General features: G+C 71.9%; 8 protein-coding genes. 2 read left to right on the top strand and 6 right to left on the bottom strand.

Annotation, left to right across the window (positions count from 1 at the left end; all coding sequences use genetic code 11):
* The first annotated feature begins 36 nt into the window (after positions 1-36).
* A complete protein-coding gene (locus tag L3Q65_RS08145) occupies positions 37-2,931 on the top strand; it encodes an amino acid adenylation domain-containing protein (protein WP_237599239.1) in 2,895 nt (964 codons plus the stop codon).
* A gap of 22 nt (positions 2,932-2,953) precedes the next feature.
* Positions 2,954-3,169 carry a response regulator transcription factor gene (locus L3Q65_RS08150; RefSeq protein ID WP_009077456.1) on the top strand — a complete coding sequence of 72 codons (216 nt, stop codon included), beginning with the start codon at positions 2,954-2,956 and terminating at the stop codon, positions 3,167-3,169.
* 105 nt (positions 3,170-3,274) lie between these two features.
* Here L3Q65_RS08150 and L3Q65_RS08155 read toward each other — a convergent pair whose 3' ends face one another.
* From L3Q65_RS08155 to L3Q65_RS08180, 6 genes are read right to left on the bottom strand one after another with little or no spacing between them, the layout of a single operon-like run.
* Positions 3,275-3,850: a response regulator transcription factor gene (locus L3Q65_RS08155; protein WP_237599240.1), complete on the bottom strand. Its 576-nt coding sequence runs from the start codon at positions 3,848-3,850 to the stop codon at positions 3,275-3,277.
* A complete protein-coding gene (locus tag L3Q65_RS08160) occupies positions 3,847-5,178 on the bottom strand; it encodes an MFS transporter (protein ID WP_237600864.1) in 1,332 nt (443 codons plus the stop codon). Before L3Q65_RS08160 ends, L3Q65_RS08155 begins: the two co-directional genes overlap by 4 nt.
* A gap of 5 nt (positions 5,179-5,183) precedes the next feature.
* Positions 5,184-9,539, bottom strand: a complete 4,356-nt coding sequence (locus L3Q65_RS08165; RefSeq protein WP_237599241.1) for an amino acid adenylation domain-containing protein — start codon at positions 9,537-9,539, stop codon at positions 5,184-5,186.
* Complete coding sequence (locus tag L3Q65_RS08170) at positions 9,536-12,700, bottom strand: amino acid adenylation domain-containing protein (protein WP_237599242.1); 3,165 nt, start codon at positions 12,698-12,700, stop codon at positions 9,536-9,538. Before L3Q65_RS08170 ends, L3Q65_RS08165 begins: the two co-directional genes overlap by 4 nt.
* Entirely contained in the window at positions 12,697-13,407 is a 711-nt protein-coding gene (locus tag L3Q65_RS08175) for a DUF6875 domain-containing protein (protein WP_182891581.1), read from the bottom strand. The genes L3Q65_RS08170 and L3Q65_RS08175 overlap by 4 nt, the downstream gene beginning before the upstream one ends.
* Positions 13,407-14,771: an NAD(P)/FAD-dependent oxidoreductase gene (locus L3Q65_RS08180; protein ID WP_237599243.1), complete on the bottom strand. Its 1,365-nt coding sequence runs from the start codon at positions 14,769-14,771 to the stop codon at positions 13,407-13,409. The genes L3Q65_RS08175 and L3Q65_RS08180 overlap by 1 nt, the downstream gene beginning before the upstream one ends.
* Positions 14,772-15,023: the final 252 nt, after the last annotated feature.

Consider the following 15,023-nt stretch of genomic DNA (forward strand, 5'->3'; position numbering starts at 1 on the left):
GGCGATGATTCGGCCGCGTGCGGTGAGCGGGGAAGCATGAGCGAGACGTTGCTGGACTTGGTCGCCGAAGGAACGGCCGCCGGCGGAACAGCCGTGGTCGCCGGCCACCGCGAAGTGTCCTATGCGGAGCTTGACGCACTGTCGAACCAGGCGGCGCACTGGCTTCGAGCCCGCGGAGCCGGGCCGGAATCGGTGGTGGGAGTCCGGCTGGAGCGGGGCGTCGAGATGGTGGTCGCGCTGATCGGGATCCTCAAGGCGGGAGCGGCGTACCTTCCCCTGGACCCGGATTGTCCCGAGGACCGGCTGCAATTCATGGTCGAGGATTCGGCCGCCACGACAGTGATCAACCCAGGCGATCTGACCGGGCTCGGCGAATCCCGGGAACCGGTGGCGGGCGTGGTCCGGCCGGAGAACGCGGCGTACGTGATTTACACCTCGGGGTCGACGGGGCGGCCCAAGGGCGTCGTGATCGAGCATCGCGGGATCGTGAACCGGCTGCGGTGGATGCAGGACGAGTACGGCCTGACGACCCGTGACCGGGTCCTGCAGAAGACTCCGTTCGGCTTCGACGTGTCGGTGTGGGAGTTCTTCTGGACGCTCTCCGTCGGCGCCACCCTCGTGATGGCCCGGCCGGGCGGCCACCGCGATCCCGGATACCTGGCGGACATCCTCGTGGCGGAACGGATTACCACCGCGCATTTCGTGCCGTCGATGCTGCGGGCGTTCCTGGCCGGTCCGGTGCCGAGGTTGCCGGTGCGGCGGGTGTTGTGCAGCGGGGAGGCGCTCCCGGACGAGCTGGCGGAGCGGTTTCACCGGCTGGTCGGCGCCGAGCTGCATAATCTGTACGGGCCGACGGAAGCATCGGTGGACGTCACGGCGACGCGGTGTCTGCCGGGGGAGCCGGTCACCATCGGGTACCCGATCGCGAACACTCGCGTCCACCTTCTCGACGGCGAGTTGACCATCGCGGGGGTGCAACTGGCGCGCGGTTATCTGAACCGTCCGGCGTTGACGGCCGAGAAATTCGTGCCCAATCCGTTCGCGGAGACGCCGGGGGAGCGGCTGTACCGCACCGGTGATCGCGCGCGGCGGCGGGCGGACGGGGCGTTCGAGTATCTCGGGCGGTTCGACCATCAGGTCAAGATCCACGGGAACCGGATCGAGCTCGGCGAGGTCGAGGCCGCGCTGCATGCGCATCCGATGATCGCCGCGGCGGCGGCCGCGGTGCATGAGGACCGGCTTGTCGCGTACTGCGTTTACCGTGCCGGAGCTGTGCCGTCGACGTCCGAGTTGCGGGCGCGCTTGGCTCGTACCTTGCCGGAGCCGATGCTTCCGGCGGTGTGGATGTCGCTGGTCGCGCTGCCGCTCACGCCGAGCGGCAAGATCGATCGCAACGCGCTGCCTGCGCCGGACGGTGCTCGTCCGGCGCTGGGGGTCGAATACGTCGAGCCTCGGAATGCGGACGAGGCGGCGATCGCGGAGATTTGGGCGGAGACGCTCGGGGTCAGTCCGGTGGGCGTGCACGACCCGTTTCTCGAGCTTGGCGGCCGTTCGCTGGCTGCTACCCGGATCTGTGCGCGGGTTTCCCGCAGCACGGGGCGACGGGTGTCTGTCGCTGATCTGTTCATCGCGCCGACTGTCGCGGAGTTGGCCGAATTGGCCGCGGCGGCACCGCCTGTCCGTGACGTCCATAGTGGACAGACCGCGATTTCGGCGGCACAGCACAGGATGTGGTTTCTCGACCAGCTGTCCGGACCGTCCGCGACGTACACGATGTACGAGGCTTACCGGTGCGCTGGAGAGCTGGACGTCGAGGCGTTGCGGCGCGCGTTGGCCGAGGTGGTCCGGCGGCACGAGACTTTGCGGACGACCTTCCGGAGCCGTCGCGGGGAACCGGAGCTTGTGGTGTCCGCCGCGGGTGAGATTCCTTTGACGGTGGTCGACGGGCCGGCGGAGGAGATCGTCGACGCGGAGCTCCGCCGGCCGTTCGAGCTGGCTCGCGGGCCGTTGCTGCGGTGCACGGTGATCCGCGGCGAGCCGGGGCGGTTCACGCTGCTCGCGGTGGTCCACCACATCATCGCCGACGACACGTCGATGGAGATCTTCTGGCGCGACCTCGCCGAATGCTACGCGGGGCGGGCGTCCGCGCTGCCGGAGCTGGCGGCGTCGCATGCCGCGCCGGATCAGGGCGGTCTCGAGTACTGGAAGTCGGCGTTGGCCGGTGCGCCGCCAGCGATCGAACTGCCGGACAGCCTTGCGCGGCCGGCTCGCCAGGCGCAGCTGGAAGGCACCGTCGAGTTTTCCGTGCCGCAGCGGGTCGTCAGCGCGCTTGAGGCCGTTGCCGCCGAGGCGGGGGCGACGGGGTTCATGGCTTTGCTCGCCGCGTTCGTCCTCGACTTGAAGCGCGCGACCGGGCGCGACGATCTCGTGGTCGGCACCTTCGCCGGCAACCGGCCGTCGGTCGAGGCGGAAGAGTTGATCGGATTGTTCGTGAATACGCTCGCGTTGCGGGTGCGGGTACCTGGCGATCCGGCGTATCCGGAGGTGCTCGCCGCGGTGCGCGAGGCGGTGGTCGGCGGGTTCCGGCATCAGGACGTTCCGTTCGACCAGGTCGTGGCAGCGCTGCGGCCGCCGCGCGATCTGAGCCGGAATCCGGTGGCGCAGGTGGCGTTCCAGTCGCTCGGCTCGCTCTCCGGCCGGCTTCGGCTCGACGGGATCCGCGCCGAGCCGTGGCGGGCGGGACAGGGCGGGAATCCGTTCGACGTGCTGGTGACGGTCCGCGAGCATCCCGACGGCCTGGCCGGGACGCTGCATTACGATCGGGCGCTGTTCACCGAAGCCGCGGCGAAGACGATGGCCGACCGGTTCGTCCGGGTCGTGCGGACGGTCGCGGCCGACCCGGCGACGCGCGGCTCGGAGCTGCCCGGATGACCGGACCTCCTACACTGGGCGGGTGGACGGCGAGGCGGCGTACCGGCCGCAGCTCGGCGAACGCGAGCTGCGGGTGCTGCGGCTCGTCGCCGAGGGGTACAGCAACAGCGAGATCGCGGCCGAACTCGGCTGGTCGGAGCACACGGTGAAGAACGCGCTGTACGACCTGATGGCCCGGCTGGGAGTACGGAACCGGGCCCACGCGGCGGCTTACGCGGTGCGGAACGGGCTGATCTAGGCGCGATTTCGCACCGCGGACAGATCCGTGCGGGAACCCTGCGGAAATCAGGCTCCCGCAGGGTTCCCCGCACCGCACGTCGCCCGGACGCGGCGAGCCGACGGCTTAGATGAGCCCCTGCCGCAAAGCGAACGCCACGGCGTGCGCCCGGTTCCGCAACCGCAGCCGGTGGGTGATGTCGTGCACGATCGTCGTCACGGTCCGGGCCGAATAGGCCAGCGCGGAAGCGATCTCGGCAGTCTCGTGACCGTCGGCGACCATCCGCAGGACGTCGCGTTCACGCGCGTCCAAGGTCGGCGCGGCGGGGGCGTCGAACAGGTCGCTCAGCAGGTCCGGCGGCATCGTGCCGTGGCCGGTCGCGGCGGCGCGCACGGCGGAGACCAGCGTTTGTTCGCAAGCCTGCTCCCTCCGCAGGACGCCGCACGCACCCGCCTCGATCGCGCGGGCCGCACGGGGCGCGTCGACTTTGCCGGTCACCAGAAGCACGGTGGTGCTGCGTTCCTTGGCCGTCCGGATCGCCTCGACGGCCGCGTCGTCGACCTCGTCGACCGCCAGCACGGCGACCCCGCCGTCGGCATCGGCGAATTCGCCGCGGCCGTAAAGCGCGCTTTCCAGTCCGGCGCGCAGGAACGGGTCGGCGGCGAGGACACGCACCGGGACGGTTCGTTCGAGGGTGGTCATTTTCCCTTCTCCTCTCGGCCCGCCGCCACCGCGACGGGTTCGGGTTCTTCGAGCAGGTCCGGCAGGTCCTCGACGCGCCGCAGCGAGGGGCGGGCGGCCAGGCAGCCCAGGACGACCAGCAACAGCCCGGCGAGCAGGAACATCAGTGCCATGCCGCGGCCGGGCCCGGTGCCGATCAGGTGTCCGGCCGAACCGGCCAGTGCCCCGCCGGGGCGCATGAGCGGTTCGAACAGGCCGTCGGCGAGCGGGCCGGCGACGAGGTACGCGACCGGGCTCGCGGCCTGCGACACCGCCCGCGAGGTCGCCATGACCTTGCCGAGGTTCGCCGGATCGACCTTGCTCTGCAGCACGGTCTGCGCGGTGCCGGTGATGACCGGCAGGGTGAACAGGAAGAACGGCCCGATCGCGATCACCAGTGCCAGCGACGGCGCCAGCGAATGGACGGCCAGCGCGATCCCGCCGAACGCCATGAACGCGGCGATCCCGCGCATCCGCTTCTTGGGGCCGCCCCAGACGCCCATCACGAGGCTGCCGGCGAACAGCCCGCAGCCGCCCGCGAACACCTGGAAGCCGAGCCCGGCCGGGCTGGCGAAGGACAGCACCAGCGGTCGCACGAGCGTTCCGGCGATGCCGAAGCAGAAGTAGAACCCGGCCAGGACGCCGAGCAGGCCGGTCAGCCCGGGGCGGCGGCGCAGTTCCGCCCAGCCCGCGGGCACTTGCCGCCAGATCGACGGGCCGCCGGGTTCGGGGGCGGCGGTGCGGACGGCGGCATGCGGCAGCGGGACGAGTGCGACGACCAGCAGTGACGCGGCGAACGTCACGAGGTCGATCAGCACCACCCCGCGTAAGCCCGTGAGCGCCAGCAGCGTCCCGGCGACGACCGGTGCGGCGATCTGCGCGCTGAACACCACCTGGGACAGCCCGTTCGCCCGGCTGAGGTGCTGTTTCGGCACCAGCAGGGGAATCATCGCGCTGAAGGTGACTTGTTGCAGGGTTCCGCACATCGCGGTCAGAGCGGTCACGACGTAGACGTGCCAGGTCTGCAACTGGTCCGCGTCGATCAGCAACGCCAGCGCGCCGACCGAAGCGAGCGCGACGCAGTCCGCGGCGACGAGGAGCCGGCGGCGGTGCCACCGGTCGGCGAGCGCGCCCGCGAACGGCGCGGTCAGCAGGGCCGGGATCGCGCCGGACAGCATGATCAGCGCGAACTGGGTGGCCGAGCCGGACCGTTCGTAGGTCCAGACGCCGAGCACGAACCCGGTCAGCGCGGAGCCGACGATCGAGACCAGCTGGGCCGACCAGAGGAGGACGAACCCCCGCGTTCCCATCGTGGTCAACGGTGCTCCTTTCGGGGGGCGGCGGGAAGGTGCCCGATCCGGACGTAGTGGGCCAGGTAGCGTTGCAGCAGAACGCGATCCGCGGGCGGGCACACCAGTCCGCCCGCCGCGACCACGACCTCGGTGTGCGAGCAGTCGAAGACCGTCCGCCGGGGCGGCGACGTCCGTTCGACCATCGCCGTGATCGCGCTCAGCGCCGGGTCCGCCGTCTCGGCGGCGGCCGAGGCCAGCGCGGTGTGCCAAGCCTCGAACGGGATCGCCTCGATCGGGTAGCCGAACTCGCGCAAGCCGGCGACGACCTCGCCGAACCGCATCGTGCGCTGGTTGTGGAAGTGGAAATCGCAGCCGTATCCGGTGCGCCGCCGCGAAAGGTGGCCGATGGCGGCGGCGACGTGGTCGACCGGGGCCATGTCCTCCTCGAGGTCGAAGTCCTCCGCCGGCGCGGAGCCGAGCAGCACCAGGCAGCGCAGCAGGTTCGCGAACCGGTCGCCGAGCGGGCCGATGCCGGTCCGGCTGTGCCCGGTCACCCGGGCCGGGCGGTGGACGGTCACCGGCAGGCCGCGTTCGCGCGCGGCCCTGGCCAGCCGGTCGGCGGCCCATTTGCTCTGTTCGTAGCCGCGGTCCAGGCCGGCGGGGTCGTCGGGCGGGACGTCCTCGGTGATCACCGCGTCGCGGTCCAGCGGGTAGACGCCCAGCGACGACACCAGATGCACGGGGGTGCCGCCCCGGCAGGCGAGCCGCAGCAACTCGGTAGTGCCGAGCACGTTGCCGGGCCGCAGCTGGGCGTACGGGCGCAGGAAGTTCGCTTCGCCGCCGCAATGGAAGATGACGTCGAGGTCCGCGGCGACCGCGTCCAGTTCGGCCGCGGGCACACCCAGCCGAGGGGAGCCGAGATCGCCGGGGACGGCGACGATCCGAGGACGGAATCGCTCGTCCCACAGCAGGTGGTCCCGCAGCACCTGCTCGATCCGGGCGGCGCCTTCGACGGCGTCGGCGGCCCGGACCAGGCAGCGCACCACGACGTCGCTGTGCCGCAGCAGATCGGCGAGCAGGTGCGGGCCCAGGAACCCGGACGCGCCGGTGAGCAGGGCGATCCGCGGGGCCATCGCGCGCTGGATCGCGGCCTCGGCCTGCGCGGGAGTGCGGCGCGCGTCGATGTCGGCGGGCAGCACGGCGTCCGCGAGCACCGCGGCGAGGCGGTCGTCCTCGCGGTAGCCGGGGGCGCGGACGGCGCCGGCGAAGGCGGCGAGGGTGCTGGCTTCGAAGAGGGTCCGCACCGGGACCTCGACGTCCAGTTCCGCGCGGACCTTCGCCATCAGCGTCCCGGCCAGCAGGGAATGCCCGCCGCGCAGGAAGAAGTCGTCGTCGCGGCCGATGCGGTCCACGTCCAGCACCGCGGCCCAGATCGCGGCGAGCCGTTGTTCCAGTTCGCCTTCGGGTTCGGCGAACGCCGGCGGCGCGGTCTCCGCCGGTTCGGGCAGCGCACGGTGGTCGACCTTGCCGTGGGCGTTCAGCGGCAGCGCCGGGAGCACCGCGAAGGCGTCCGGGACCAGGTAGCCGGGCAGCGCATCGCGGAGCGCGGAGCGGACGGACAGCGGGTCGGCGTCTCCGACGAGGTAGGCGACCAGCCGGTCCGCGCGGGCGGTGACCAGGACGTCCTTGACGCCGGGGTGGCGCCGGCAGGCCGCTTCGACCTCGGCCGGTTCGATGCGGTGGCCGCGGACTTTCAGCTGCCGGTCGACGCGGCCGAGGAACTCCAGCCGTCCTTCGCCGTCGAGGCGGGCGAGGTCGCCGGTGCGGTACATCCGCGCGCCGGGCGCCGGGGAGAACGGGTCCGGGACGAACTTCTCCGCGGTCGCGCCGGGCCGGTCGCGGTAGCCGCGGGCGGGAGCGTCGCCGCCGAGGCAGAGTTCGCCGGGGACGCCGGGCAGCACCGGACGCAGCTGGTCGTCGACGACGCAGGCGCGGACGTGGGGGAGCGGATCGCCGATCGGCAGCTGCACCCGGCCGTCGAGTTCGCCGGCGTCGAAGGTGAGGTAGCTGGTCGCGCAAACGGTTGCTTCGGTGGGGCCGTAGTGGTTGTGCAGTTCGACGCGGCCGTCGGTGAGCGCCGCCCACGTCCGGACAACGGTCGCCGGGACGGCTTCGCCGCCGACCATCATCGTCCGCAGCGGACAGTCGAACGGGGTGTTTTCCGCGGCCAGTTCGGCCACCCACTTCTGCCAGAGCGCGGACGCGGTGTCCACCATGGTGATCCCGCGGTCGCGGCAGAGCCGGACGAGGCCGGGGCCGGTGAGCGACGCCGGGTCGCGCCAGGGCAGGACGGTCGCGCCGGAGACGAGTGCGGGGAAGATGTCGCCCGCGGCGGCGTCGAAGGTCAGCGGCGGGATCGTCAGCACGCGTTCGCCGGGGCCGAATCCGTGCAGCTTCCGGAAGGATTCGGCCAGTTCGGCGAGCGCGCCGTGGTGGACGGCGACAGGTTTCGCGGCACCGGTCGAGCCCGAGGTGTAGATGACGTAGGCGAGGTCGTCCGGTCCCAGCGAGAGCTCCGGCGCGGGACCGGTTTCGGGGAGGTGGTCGAGGTGCAGCACCGGGCCGTCGAACGGGAGGTCGTGGTCAGTGACCAGGGCGGCCGGGGAAGCGTCGGCAAGGAGCTCGGCCAGCCGGGCGGGCGGATGTCCGGGGTCGAGCGGCAGGTACGCGGCCCCGGCGAGGAGCACGCCGAGCAAGCCGGTGATCGCGCCCGCGCTCGCTGGCAGGCCGAGCGCGACGACGTCGCCGCGCCGGACTCCGGAGGCGTGCAAAACTCCGGCGAGACGGCGCGCACGGGAGACTAGTCCGGCGTAGGTGAGGCGGATTTCGTCGTCTACGGCGATGGCGTCCGGAGTCCGTGCGGCCTGGCGGGTGATGAGCGTGGTGACCAGCGTGCCGTCGGAGACCGCCGGCGGGGCCGGGTGGCCGCCGTCGCGCAGCCAGGTTCGGTCCGCGGCGGACAGGGCCTCCACTGTGGACACTGGTGCGTCCGGAGCGGCGAGCATGGCCCGCAGCAGGTGTTCGTACTGGGCGGCGAGCCGGGCGACGGTGGCGGCGTCGAACAGGTCGGTCGCGTAGTCGAGCCGTCCTTCGATTCCGTCGGGAGTCGTGGCCAGCGCGAGGGTCAGGTCGAAGCGCGCGGTGGTCACCGGGAGGTCGAGCCAGTCCGCGCGGACGCCGGGCAGTTCGAGCCCGGCCCCGGCGGAGTTGAGCACGAACATCACCTGGAACACCGGGTTGTGGCTGAGATCGCGGGCAGGCCGCAGGTCCTGCGCCACCCGTTCCCACGGATAACTCTGGTGCTCCAGCGCGCCGAGGCAGGCGTCCTGCACCTGAGCGAGCACCTCGGCGACAGTCGGATCGCCGGTCAGCCGGGTCCGGACGGCGACGGTGTTGGCGAACATCCCGACGCACTGTTCGATCCCCGGCACGGTCTCGTCGCGCATCGGCATGCCGACCACCACGTCGTCCTGACCGGCATGGCGGGCCAGCAGCAGCACATAAGCGGTCAGCAGCACGGTGTTGGCGGTGACGCCGTGCTGCTGGCAGAACGCCGTGAGGTCGGCGGACAGCCGGAAGGAATGGCCGTTGCCGCGGAAGGATTCGGCGGGCGGACGCGGGCGATCCGTCGGCAGTTCCAGCAGCGCCGGGGCGTCGTGGAGTTGTTCGCGCCAGTACTGCTCGCCTGCTTCCAGCGGTTTGGCCGCCTGCCAGGTCGCGTAATCGCCGTAGCGCACAGGCGGTTCGGGCAGGGCGGGAGCGTTCGCCGGGTAGAGCGCGGACAGTTCGCGCAGCAGGATCCCGACGGACGCGGCGTCGGCGACGATGTGGTGCAGCGTCAGCACGAACAGGTGCACGTCGTCGGCGAGGGCGACCAGCAGGCCGCGCACCAGCGGCGGCCTGGTCAGGTCGAACGGGCGGGCTCGTTCGGCGGCGAGGACTGCGTCCGCGGAGTCTGGCGCACCCCGAAGGTCTGCATAGGACAGTTCCGGTGCGGTGCCGGGCAGGGCGGGGATCTGCACCGGCTCGCCGTCGGACTCGCCGAACCCGGCCCGCAGTGCCTCGTGGCGGTCGACGACCGTGGCCAGCGCCCGGCGCAGTGCCTCGACATCGAGTGCGCCGGTGAGCCGCCAGGACTGGGAGATCGTGTACACGCCGTCGCGCGCGCCGAGCCGGTCCAGGAACCACAGCTGGCGTTGCGCGGGCAGCAGCGGGACGGGGGCGTCGCCGGTCCGGCGGGGGATCGAGCCGGTCGCGGCGCCGAGGCCGTCGCGCGCGGCCAGCAGCCGGAAGAGCTGCTCTCGCTCGGGGTGCGTCATCGATGCGCTCCTGGAGGGGAATCGGCGTGGAGCAGGGCGAGGACCTCGTCGTCGGGCAGTGCGGCGATCCGTTCCCGCAGGAGCGCGATCTCGTCGGCGGCGCCGGGTGCGGACTCGGCGGCCCGCAGCGCGGCGGCGAAAGCGGCGATCGTGCGGGCGGCGAACAGCGTCCGCAGGCCGACGCCGGACCGGAAGTGCTCGCGCACCTTCGCCAGCAGCCGCGCGGCGAGCAGGGAATGGCCGCCGAGGCGGAAGAAATCGTCGTGCACTCCGACGTCCTCGACCGCCAGCACCTCCCGCCACAGCTTGGCCAGTTCCCGTTCGACGGCGTCGCGCGGGGCGACCCGGTCGGCTTCGCGGGATTCCCAGACCGGTTCCGGCAACGCGGTCCGGTCGGTCTTGCCGTTCTTGGTCAGCGGCAACGCGGGGAGGAACACGGCGGTCTGCGGAACCAGGTACGCGGGCAGCTGGCCGGAGAGCCGGTCGCGCAGCGGTGCCCATTCGGTGTCCTCGGACACGACATAGGCGACCAGCCGCACGTCGTCCGGACCGGCCGGACGGGCCAGCACAACGGCGTCCGAGACCTGCGGATCGGCGCGCAGCCGAGCCTCGATCTCGCCGAGTTCGATGCGCAGGCCGCGGATTTTGACCTGGTGGTCGGTGCGGCCGAGGAACTCCAGCGTTCCGTCGGCGCGCCGCCGCGCTAGGTCGCCGGTGGCGTAGAGGCGGCTTCCGTCGGCGGCGAACGGGTCCGGCACGAACCGTTCCGCGGTAAGGCCGGGACGGCTGCGGTAACCGCGGCTGATTCCCGCGCCGCCGACGAAGATCTCGCCCGCGACCCCGGGCGGGACCGGGTTCAGCCCGGCGTCCAGCACGTGCAGCCGGGTGTTCGGCAGCGGCGGGCCCAGCGGCACGACCGGGGCGGCGGTGCGGACCGTGCCCGCGGCGACGATCATCGTGACTTCCGTCGGGCCGTAAAGATTCCAGACCCTGCCGTCGGACAGCGCCTCGACGAGTTCCCGGTCGAGCGCCTCCCCGCCGCACAGCCGTTCGCGCACGTTCGCGGGCACGCCGCCGGACGCGAGCAGCATCCGCCAGCGCGTCGGTGTGGCCTGGAGGATCGTCGCTCCGCAGTCCGCCAGCCGCCGCGCCAGCACGACCGGTTCTGCGGAGTCTTCGGTGCTGATCACCGCGACCGTGCCGCCGCGGATCAGCGGGATCAGCAGTTCCCGCACCGACATGTCGAACGCCAGCGTGGTGACCGACGCCCAGACGTCGTCCTCGGTCACGCCGAGCCGGTCCGCGAGGCCGGTGAGCAGGTTGACCACGCCGCGGTGCGGCACGGCGACGCCCTTGGGACGTCCGGTCGAACCGGAGGTGTAGACGAGGTACGCCAGATCGGCCGGGTCGTGCGCCACCTCCGGCGCGGTGTCCGGCTCGGGGTAGTCGAGGTCGACGTCCAGCACGGTTTCGAACCGGGGCAGCCGGCCGGCGTTCTCGCGGTCCACGACGGCGATCCGGACGTCGGCCTCCTCGACGACGTAGGCGTGCCGTTCCAGCGGCCATTCCGGATCGAGCGGGACGTACGCGCCGCCGGCCTTCCAGACCGCCAGCAGCGCGACCACCATCTCGGCGGAGCGGCGGACGCAGAGCCCCACCGGGACGTCCGGCCCTACGCCGCGGCGGCGCAGGGCGTGCGCGAGCCGGTTCGCCCGGGCGTCCAGTTCGCGGTAGGTCAGCGAACCGGCGATCGCGGGTGCGGAGCCCCGGTCCCGGACGTGCGGCGCGATCAGGTCCAGCGCGGTCGCCGCGGCGGGCAACGGACGCGTGAGGCCGCTGTCGAGGGCCGCGCGGCGTTGTGCGCTGTCCAGCAGGGAGACCGCGCCGATCTGCTGCGCCGGGTCGACGGTGACGGAGGACAGGAACGTGCACAGGTGCTCGGCGAAGCGGACGATGGTGGCTTCGTCGAACAGGTCGGTCCGGTACTCGAGGTATCCGTGCAGGCAGTCGCCTTCGTCGCGGACGCCGAGCATCAGGTCGAGCTTCGCGGTTCCGGTGTGCGGTCCGGCGAAGTCGGTGACGGTCAGCCCGGCCAGCTGCGGCAGCGCGCCGTCGCCATGCCCGTTGAAGCCGACCTGGTAGATCGGCGAATGCCCGAGGCTGCGTTCCGGACGGACGGCCTCGACCACGCGCTCGAAGGGGATCTCGGCGCCGCCGAGCGCGTCGACCAGCGCGTCGCAAACGTCGAGGAGCAGCTCCGCGAAGGTCGGGTCGTCGGCGGTCGAGATCCGGACTGGGACGGTGTTGACGAAGAAGCCGATCAGACGCTCGGTGTCGACCTGCGAGCGTTGCCCGACGACCGTGCCGACCACGACGTCGTCCTGACCGCTGTACCGGGCGAGAAGCGCGTGGTAGGCGGCTAGCACAGTCATGAAAACCGTTGCGCCGGAAGTATCCGCGAGCGTGCGGACGGCTTCGGTGAGCGCGGGCGGGAACCGGAACTCGTGGATGCCGCCTCCGTAGGCAGCGGTGGCGGGGCGAGGACGGTCGGTCGGCAGCGTGATCAGCTCCGGCGCGCCGCGCAGCCGGTCGGCCCATTCCCGCAGCAGCTCGACGCCCTCCGGGCCGTCGAGGTGTTCTCGTTGCCACCGCACGAAATCCGCGTACTGCATCGGGAGCGGCGGCAGGTCCGGTTCGCTGCCGGCCAGTTCGGCGCGGTAGCTCTCGGCCAGTTCGTCCAGCAGCAGCGAGACCGACCAGCCGTCGGCGATCGCGTGGTGCAGCGTGACGACCAGGACGTGCTGGTCCTCGGCCGTGCGCAGGAGCAGGACCCGGGCGAGCGGACCGGCGGTCAGGTCGAACGGGACGCGGATCTCCGCCGCGGCCTCCGGCGCGACCGAGTCTTCGCCGGCCGAGCGGACAGTGAAGGAGAAGCCGTTCTCGGTGACTACCTGCTCCGGAACACCGTCGCGCTCCCGGAAAACCGTGCGCAGCGCGGCGTGCCGGGTGGAGATCGTGGCGAAGGCGCGGCGCAGGGCTTCGACGTCGAGCGGTCCGGAAAGCCGCAGCGCGGTGGGCACGTGGTAGACCGGCGAGCCGGGGTCGAGCCGGTCGAGGAACCACAGCCGTTCCTGGCCGGGCGAACACGGGAAGACGTTCACGGCGCCCCGATTCCGGCCTGGTCAGCCTCGGTCTCGTCCAGCTCGCGGGCCAGCCGGTCGTGCTCCACCAATTCGCGCAGCTGGGCCGGAACCTGGTCGCCGAACAGCCGCAGGTACGCGCGCGCCTGGTCCGGATCGGCGCGCAGGAACGGATAGTCGGTCGGCACCATGTGCCGCACCACCAGCATCGGAACCGGGCTGCGCAGCGGGCGGAACGCGGGGTTCCACAGCCCGCCCTTGTCCGGCGGGCCGTTGTGGAACTCGCCGATCATCAGGCCCTCGGCGACGTACTCCGACTTCAGCGCGTGCTGCACGGTGTCGACCACGCCGGAGCGGTCGTCTGGCGGCGCGTCGGGGAACAGCAGGAGGATGGTGGTGAGCTGCGCGCTCGGATGCCCGCGCGGAGCGAGTTCGAGGAACCAGTCCCGGTAGCAGTGCAGGGTTTCGGTGAGCCGCGGGCCCGCGGCCGGCACGCCCGGTTCGACGGCGAGGTAGAACCGGCCGCGCTCGAGCGACGGCTGCGCGAACGGGCACACGTTGCCGCCGCGGCCGAGGTCGGGATGCGGGCCGGACAGGTAGCCGCGGCCCCAGTCGAAGATCGCCCGCAGGTGGATCTCGTACCGCCGCAGGCGTTCGGGCAGGGCGAGCGGGTCGAGGTCGTGCCGCTGCACCAGGACGCGGCCGGGATCGGTCGGATGGATGAGCATCAGCTTCGGTCTCCAGGCGAGTGCGGTCCGGCGGCTCTCCTGCGGGCGAGCGCGCCGCCGGTCAAGGCGAGGGCGAGCGCCGCGGCACCGCCGCCCCAGGCCAGCGCGGCGTGCTGGCGCCGGGCGCGGCGCAAGGCGTCCGCGTACGGGATCGTGGTGTGCGAAACCATGGTGTAGAGCGGCATCCAGCTTTTCGGGAACACGCGGCTGAGCACCAGGTCTGCCTTCTTTCGGGCCAGGAACAGCGGCGAGGCGACCCGGCTGCGCAGTTCGTCGAAGTTCTCCTCGGAAAGGTCCGCGAGGACGTCGGTGTGCGGCTTGCGCCGCCGTTCGAAGGTGCGGAGCGCTTCGGCCCAGTCGTCGTCGGCGAGGCATTCGCGCAGCACCGCGCAGTCCTCCAGCGCGGAGTTCATGCCCTGGCCGTAGAAGGGGTACACGGCGTGCGCGGCGTCGCCGATCAGCACCACGCGGCCCTCGTGCTGCCACGGCGAACTCCGGACGGTCACGAGATGTCCGGTCGGATGCGTGAGGAACTGCTCGACGATGTCGGGCACGAGGCGTCGCACGTCGGGGAATCGGGTGTCGAAGAGGGCTCGCACCGATTTCTCGGTGGTGAGGGTGGCGAAACTCTGCTCGCCGGACAGCGGGAGGAACACCGTCGCGGTGAGCGAACCGTTGACATTGGGGTGGGCGACGATCAGCCCGTCGTCGCCCGGCCAGACGTGCAGGGCGTCCGGACTGCTGCGTATCTCGCCGGACGGGCCCGCGGCGATCGCGAACTCCTTGTAGCCCCAGGGCAGGACGCGCTGCCGGAAGTCGGCGGGCAGCCCGCGCAGCAGCCGGGTGCGCACGGCCGAGAACGCGCCGTCCGCGCCGACTACGAGGTCGGCGGCAACGTGGTATGGACCACTTTCGCCGGCGAAAGCGCAGACGGGTTCGGCGGTCGCCGATCCGCGGTCGAGGCCGGTGAGCGTCACGCCGAAGCGGGCGCTGACGTTCGGGTACTCCAAGGCTTTCGCGAGCAGGATCCGGTTGAGGTCGTCCCGCAGCACCGAGCGCAGGATCTGGTCCTCGTGGCTGCCGTAGGGCTGGAAATCCAGTTCGCCGTCGCGCTGGTGGATCACCCGCCCGCGCATCGGAGCGGCCGCGGCCAGCACCGGGCCGAGCAGCCCGACCTGGTCCAGCGCACGGATTCCGCGCTGGGAAAGGCCGAGGTTGATCGACCGGCCCGCGCCCGCGCCCGCCCCGCGCGGATCCGGCCGGCGCTCGTGGATCTCCACCTGGTGCCCGAGTTGCGCGAAGTGGATCGCGGCGAGCGAACCGGCCAGCCCGGCCCCGGCCACCAGAACCCGTTTGGCGTTCATTCCGGCCGCCGCCGATCCGCGTGAGGGCAATTGTGCCGTCGCCGTTCGGAGCGCTTTTCCGTTGAGCGGTTATGGGCGGCCGGGCGTGCAATTCGGCCGATCGGACCAGTTTTTCGCGCACTTCCGCGGGTGTGCTCACGAATGGTGATCCGGAAGAACTCGGGAGTAATCGCGGGCGCGGCGTGTCCGTTCGGCTGCGGAAAGTGTTCGGACCATTCGGGTAACGTTTCGCCCGGGTGGTCCGATCGATCG

This window comes from Amycolatopsis sp. FU40, from assembly GCF_021903635.1.
Taxonomy (GTDB): domain Bacteria; phylum Actinomycetota; class Actinomycetes; order Mycobacteriales; family Pseudonocardiaceae; genus Amycolatopsis; species Amycolatopsis dendrobii.

Coding starts and splice junctions, on each gene's coding strand:
- L3Q65_RS08145 (WP_237599239.1), top strand. CDS start 37: ATGAGCGAGACGTTGCTGGACTTGGTCGCCGAAGGAACGGCCGCCGGC.
- L3Q65_RS08155 (WP_237599240.1), bottom strand. CDS start 3,850: ATGACCACCCTCGAACGAACCGTCCCGGTGCGTGTCCTCGCCGCCGAC.
- L3Q65_RS08160 (WP_237600864.1), bottom strand. CDS start 5,178: ATGGGAACGCGGGGGTTCGTCCTCCTCTGGTCGGCCCAGCTGGTCTCG.
- L3Q65_RS08165 (WP_237599241.1), bottom strand. CDS start 9,539: ATGACGCACCCCGAGCGAGAGCAGCTCTTCCGGCTGCTGGCCGCGCGC.
- L3Q65_RS08175 (WP_182891581.1), bottom strand. CDS start 13,407: ATGCTCATCCATCCGACCGATCCCGGCCGCGTCCTGGTGCAGCGGCAC.
- L3Q65_RS08180 (WP_237599243.1), bottom strand. CDS start 14,771: ATGAACGCCAAACGGGTTCTGGTGGCCGGGGCCGGGCTGGCCGGTTCG.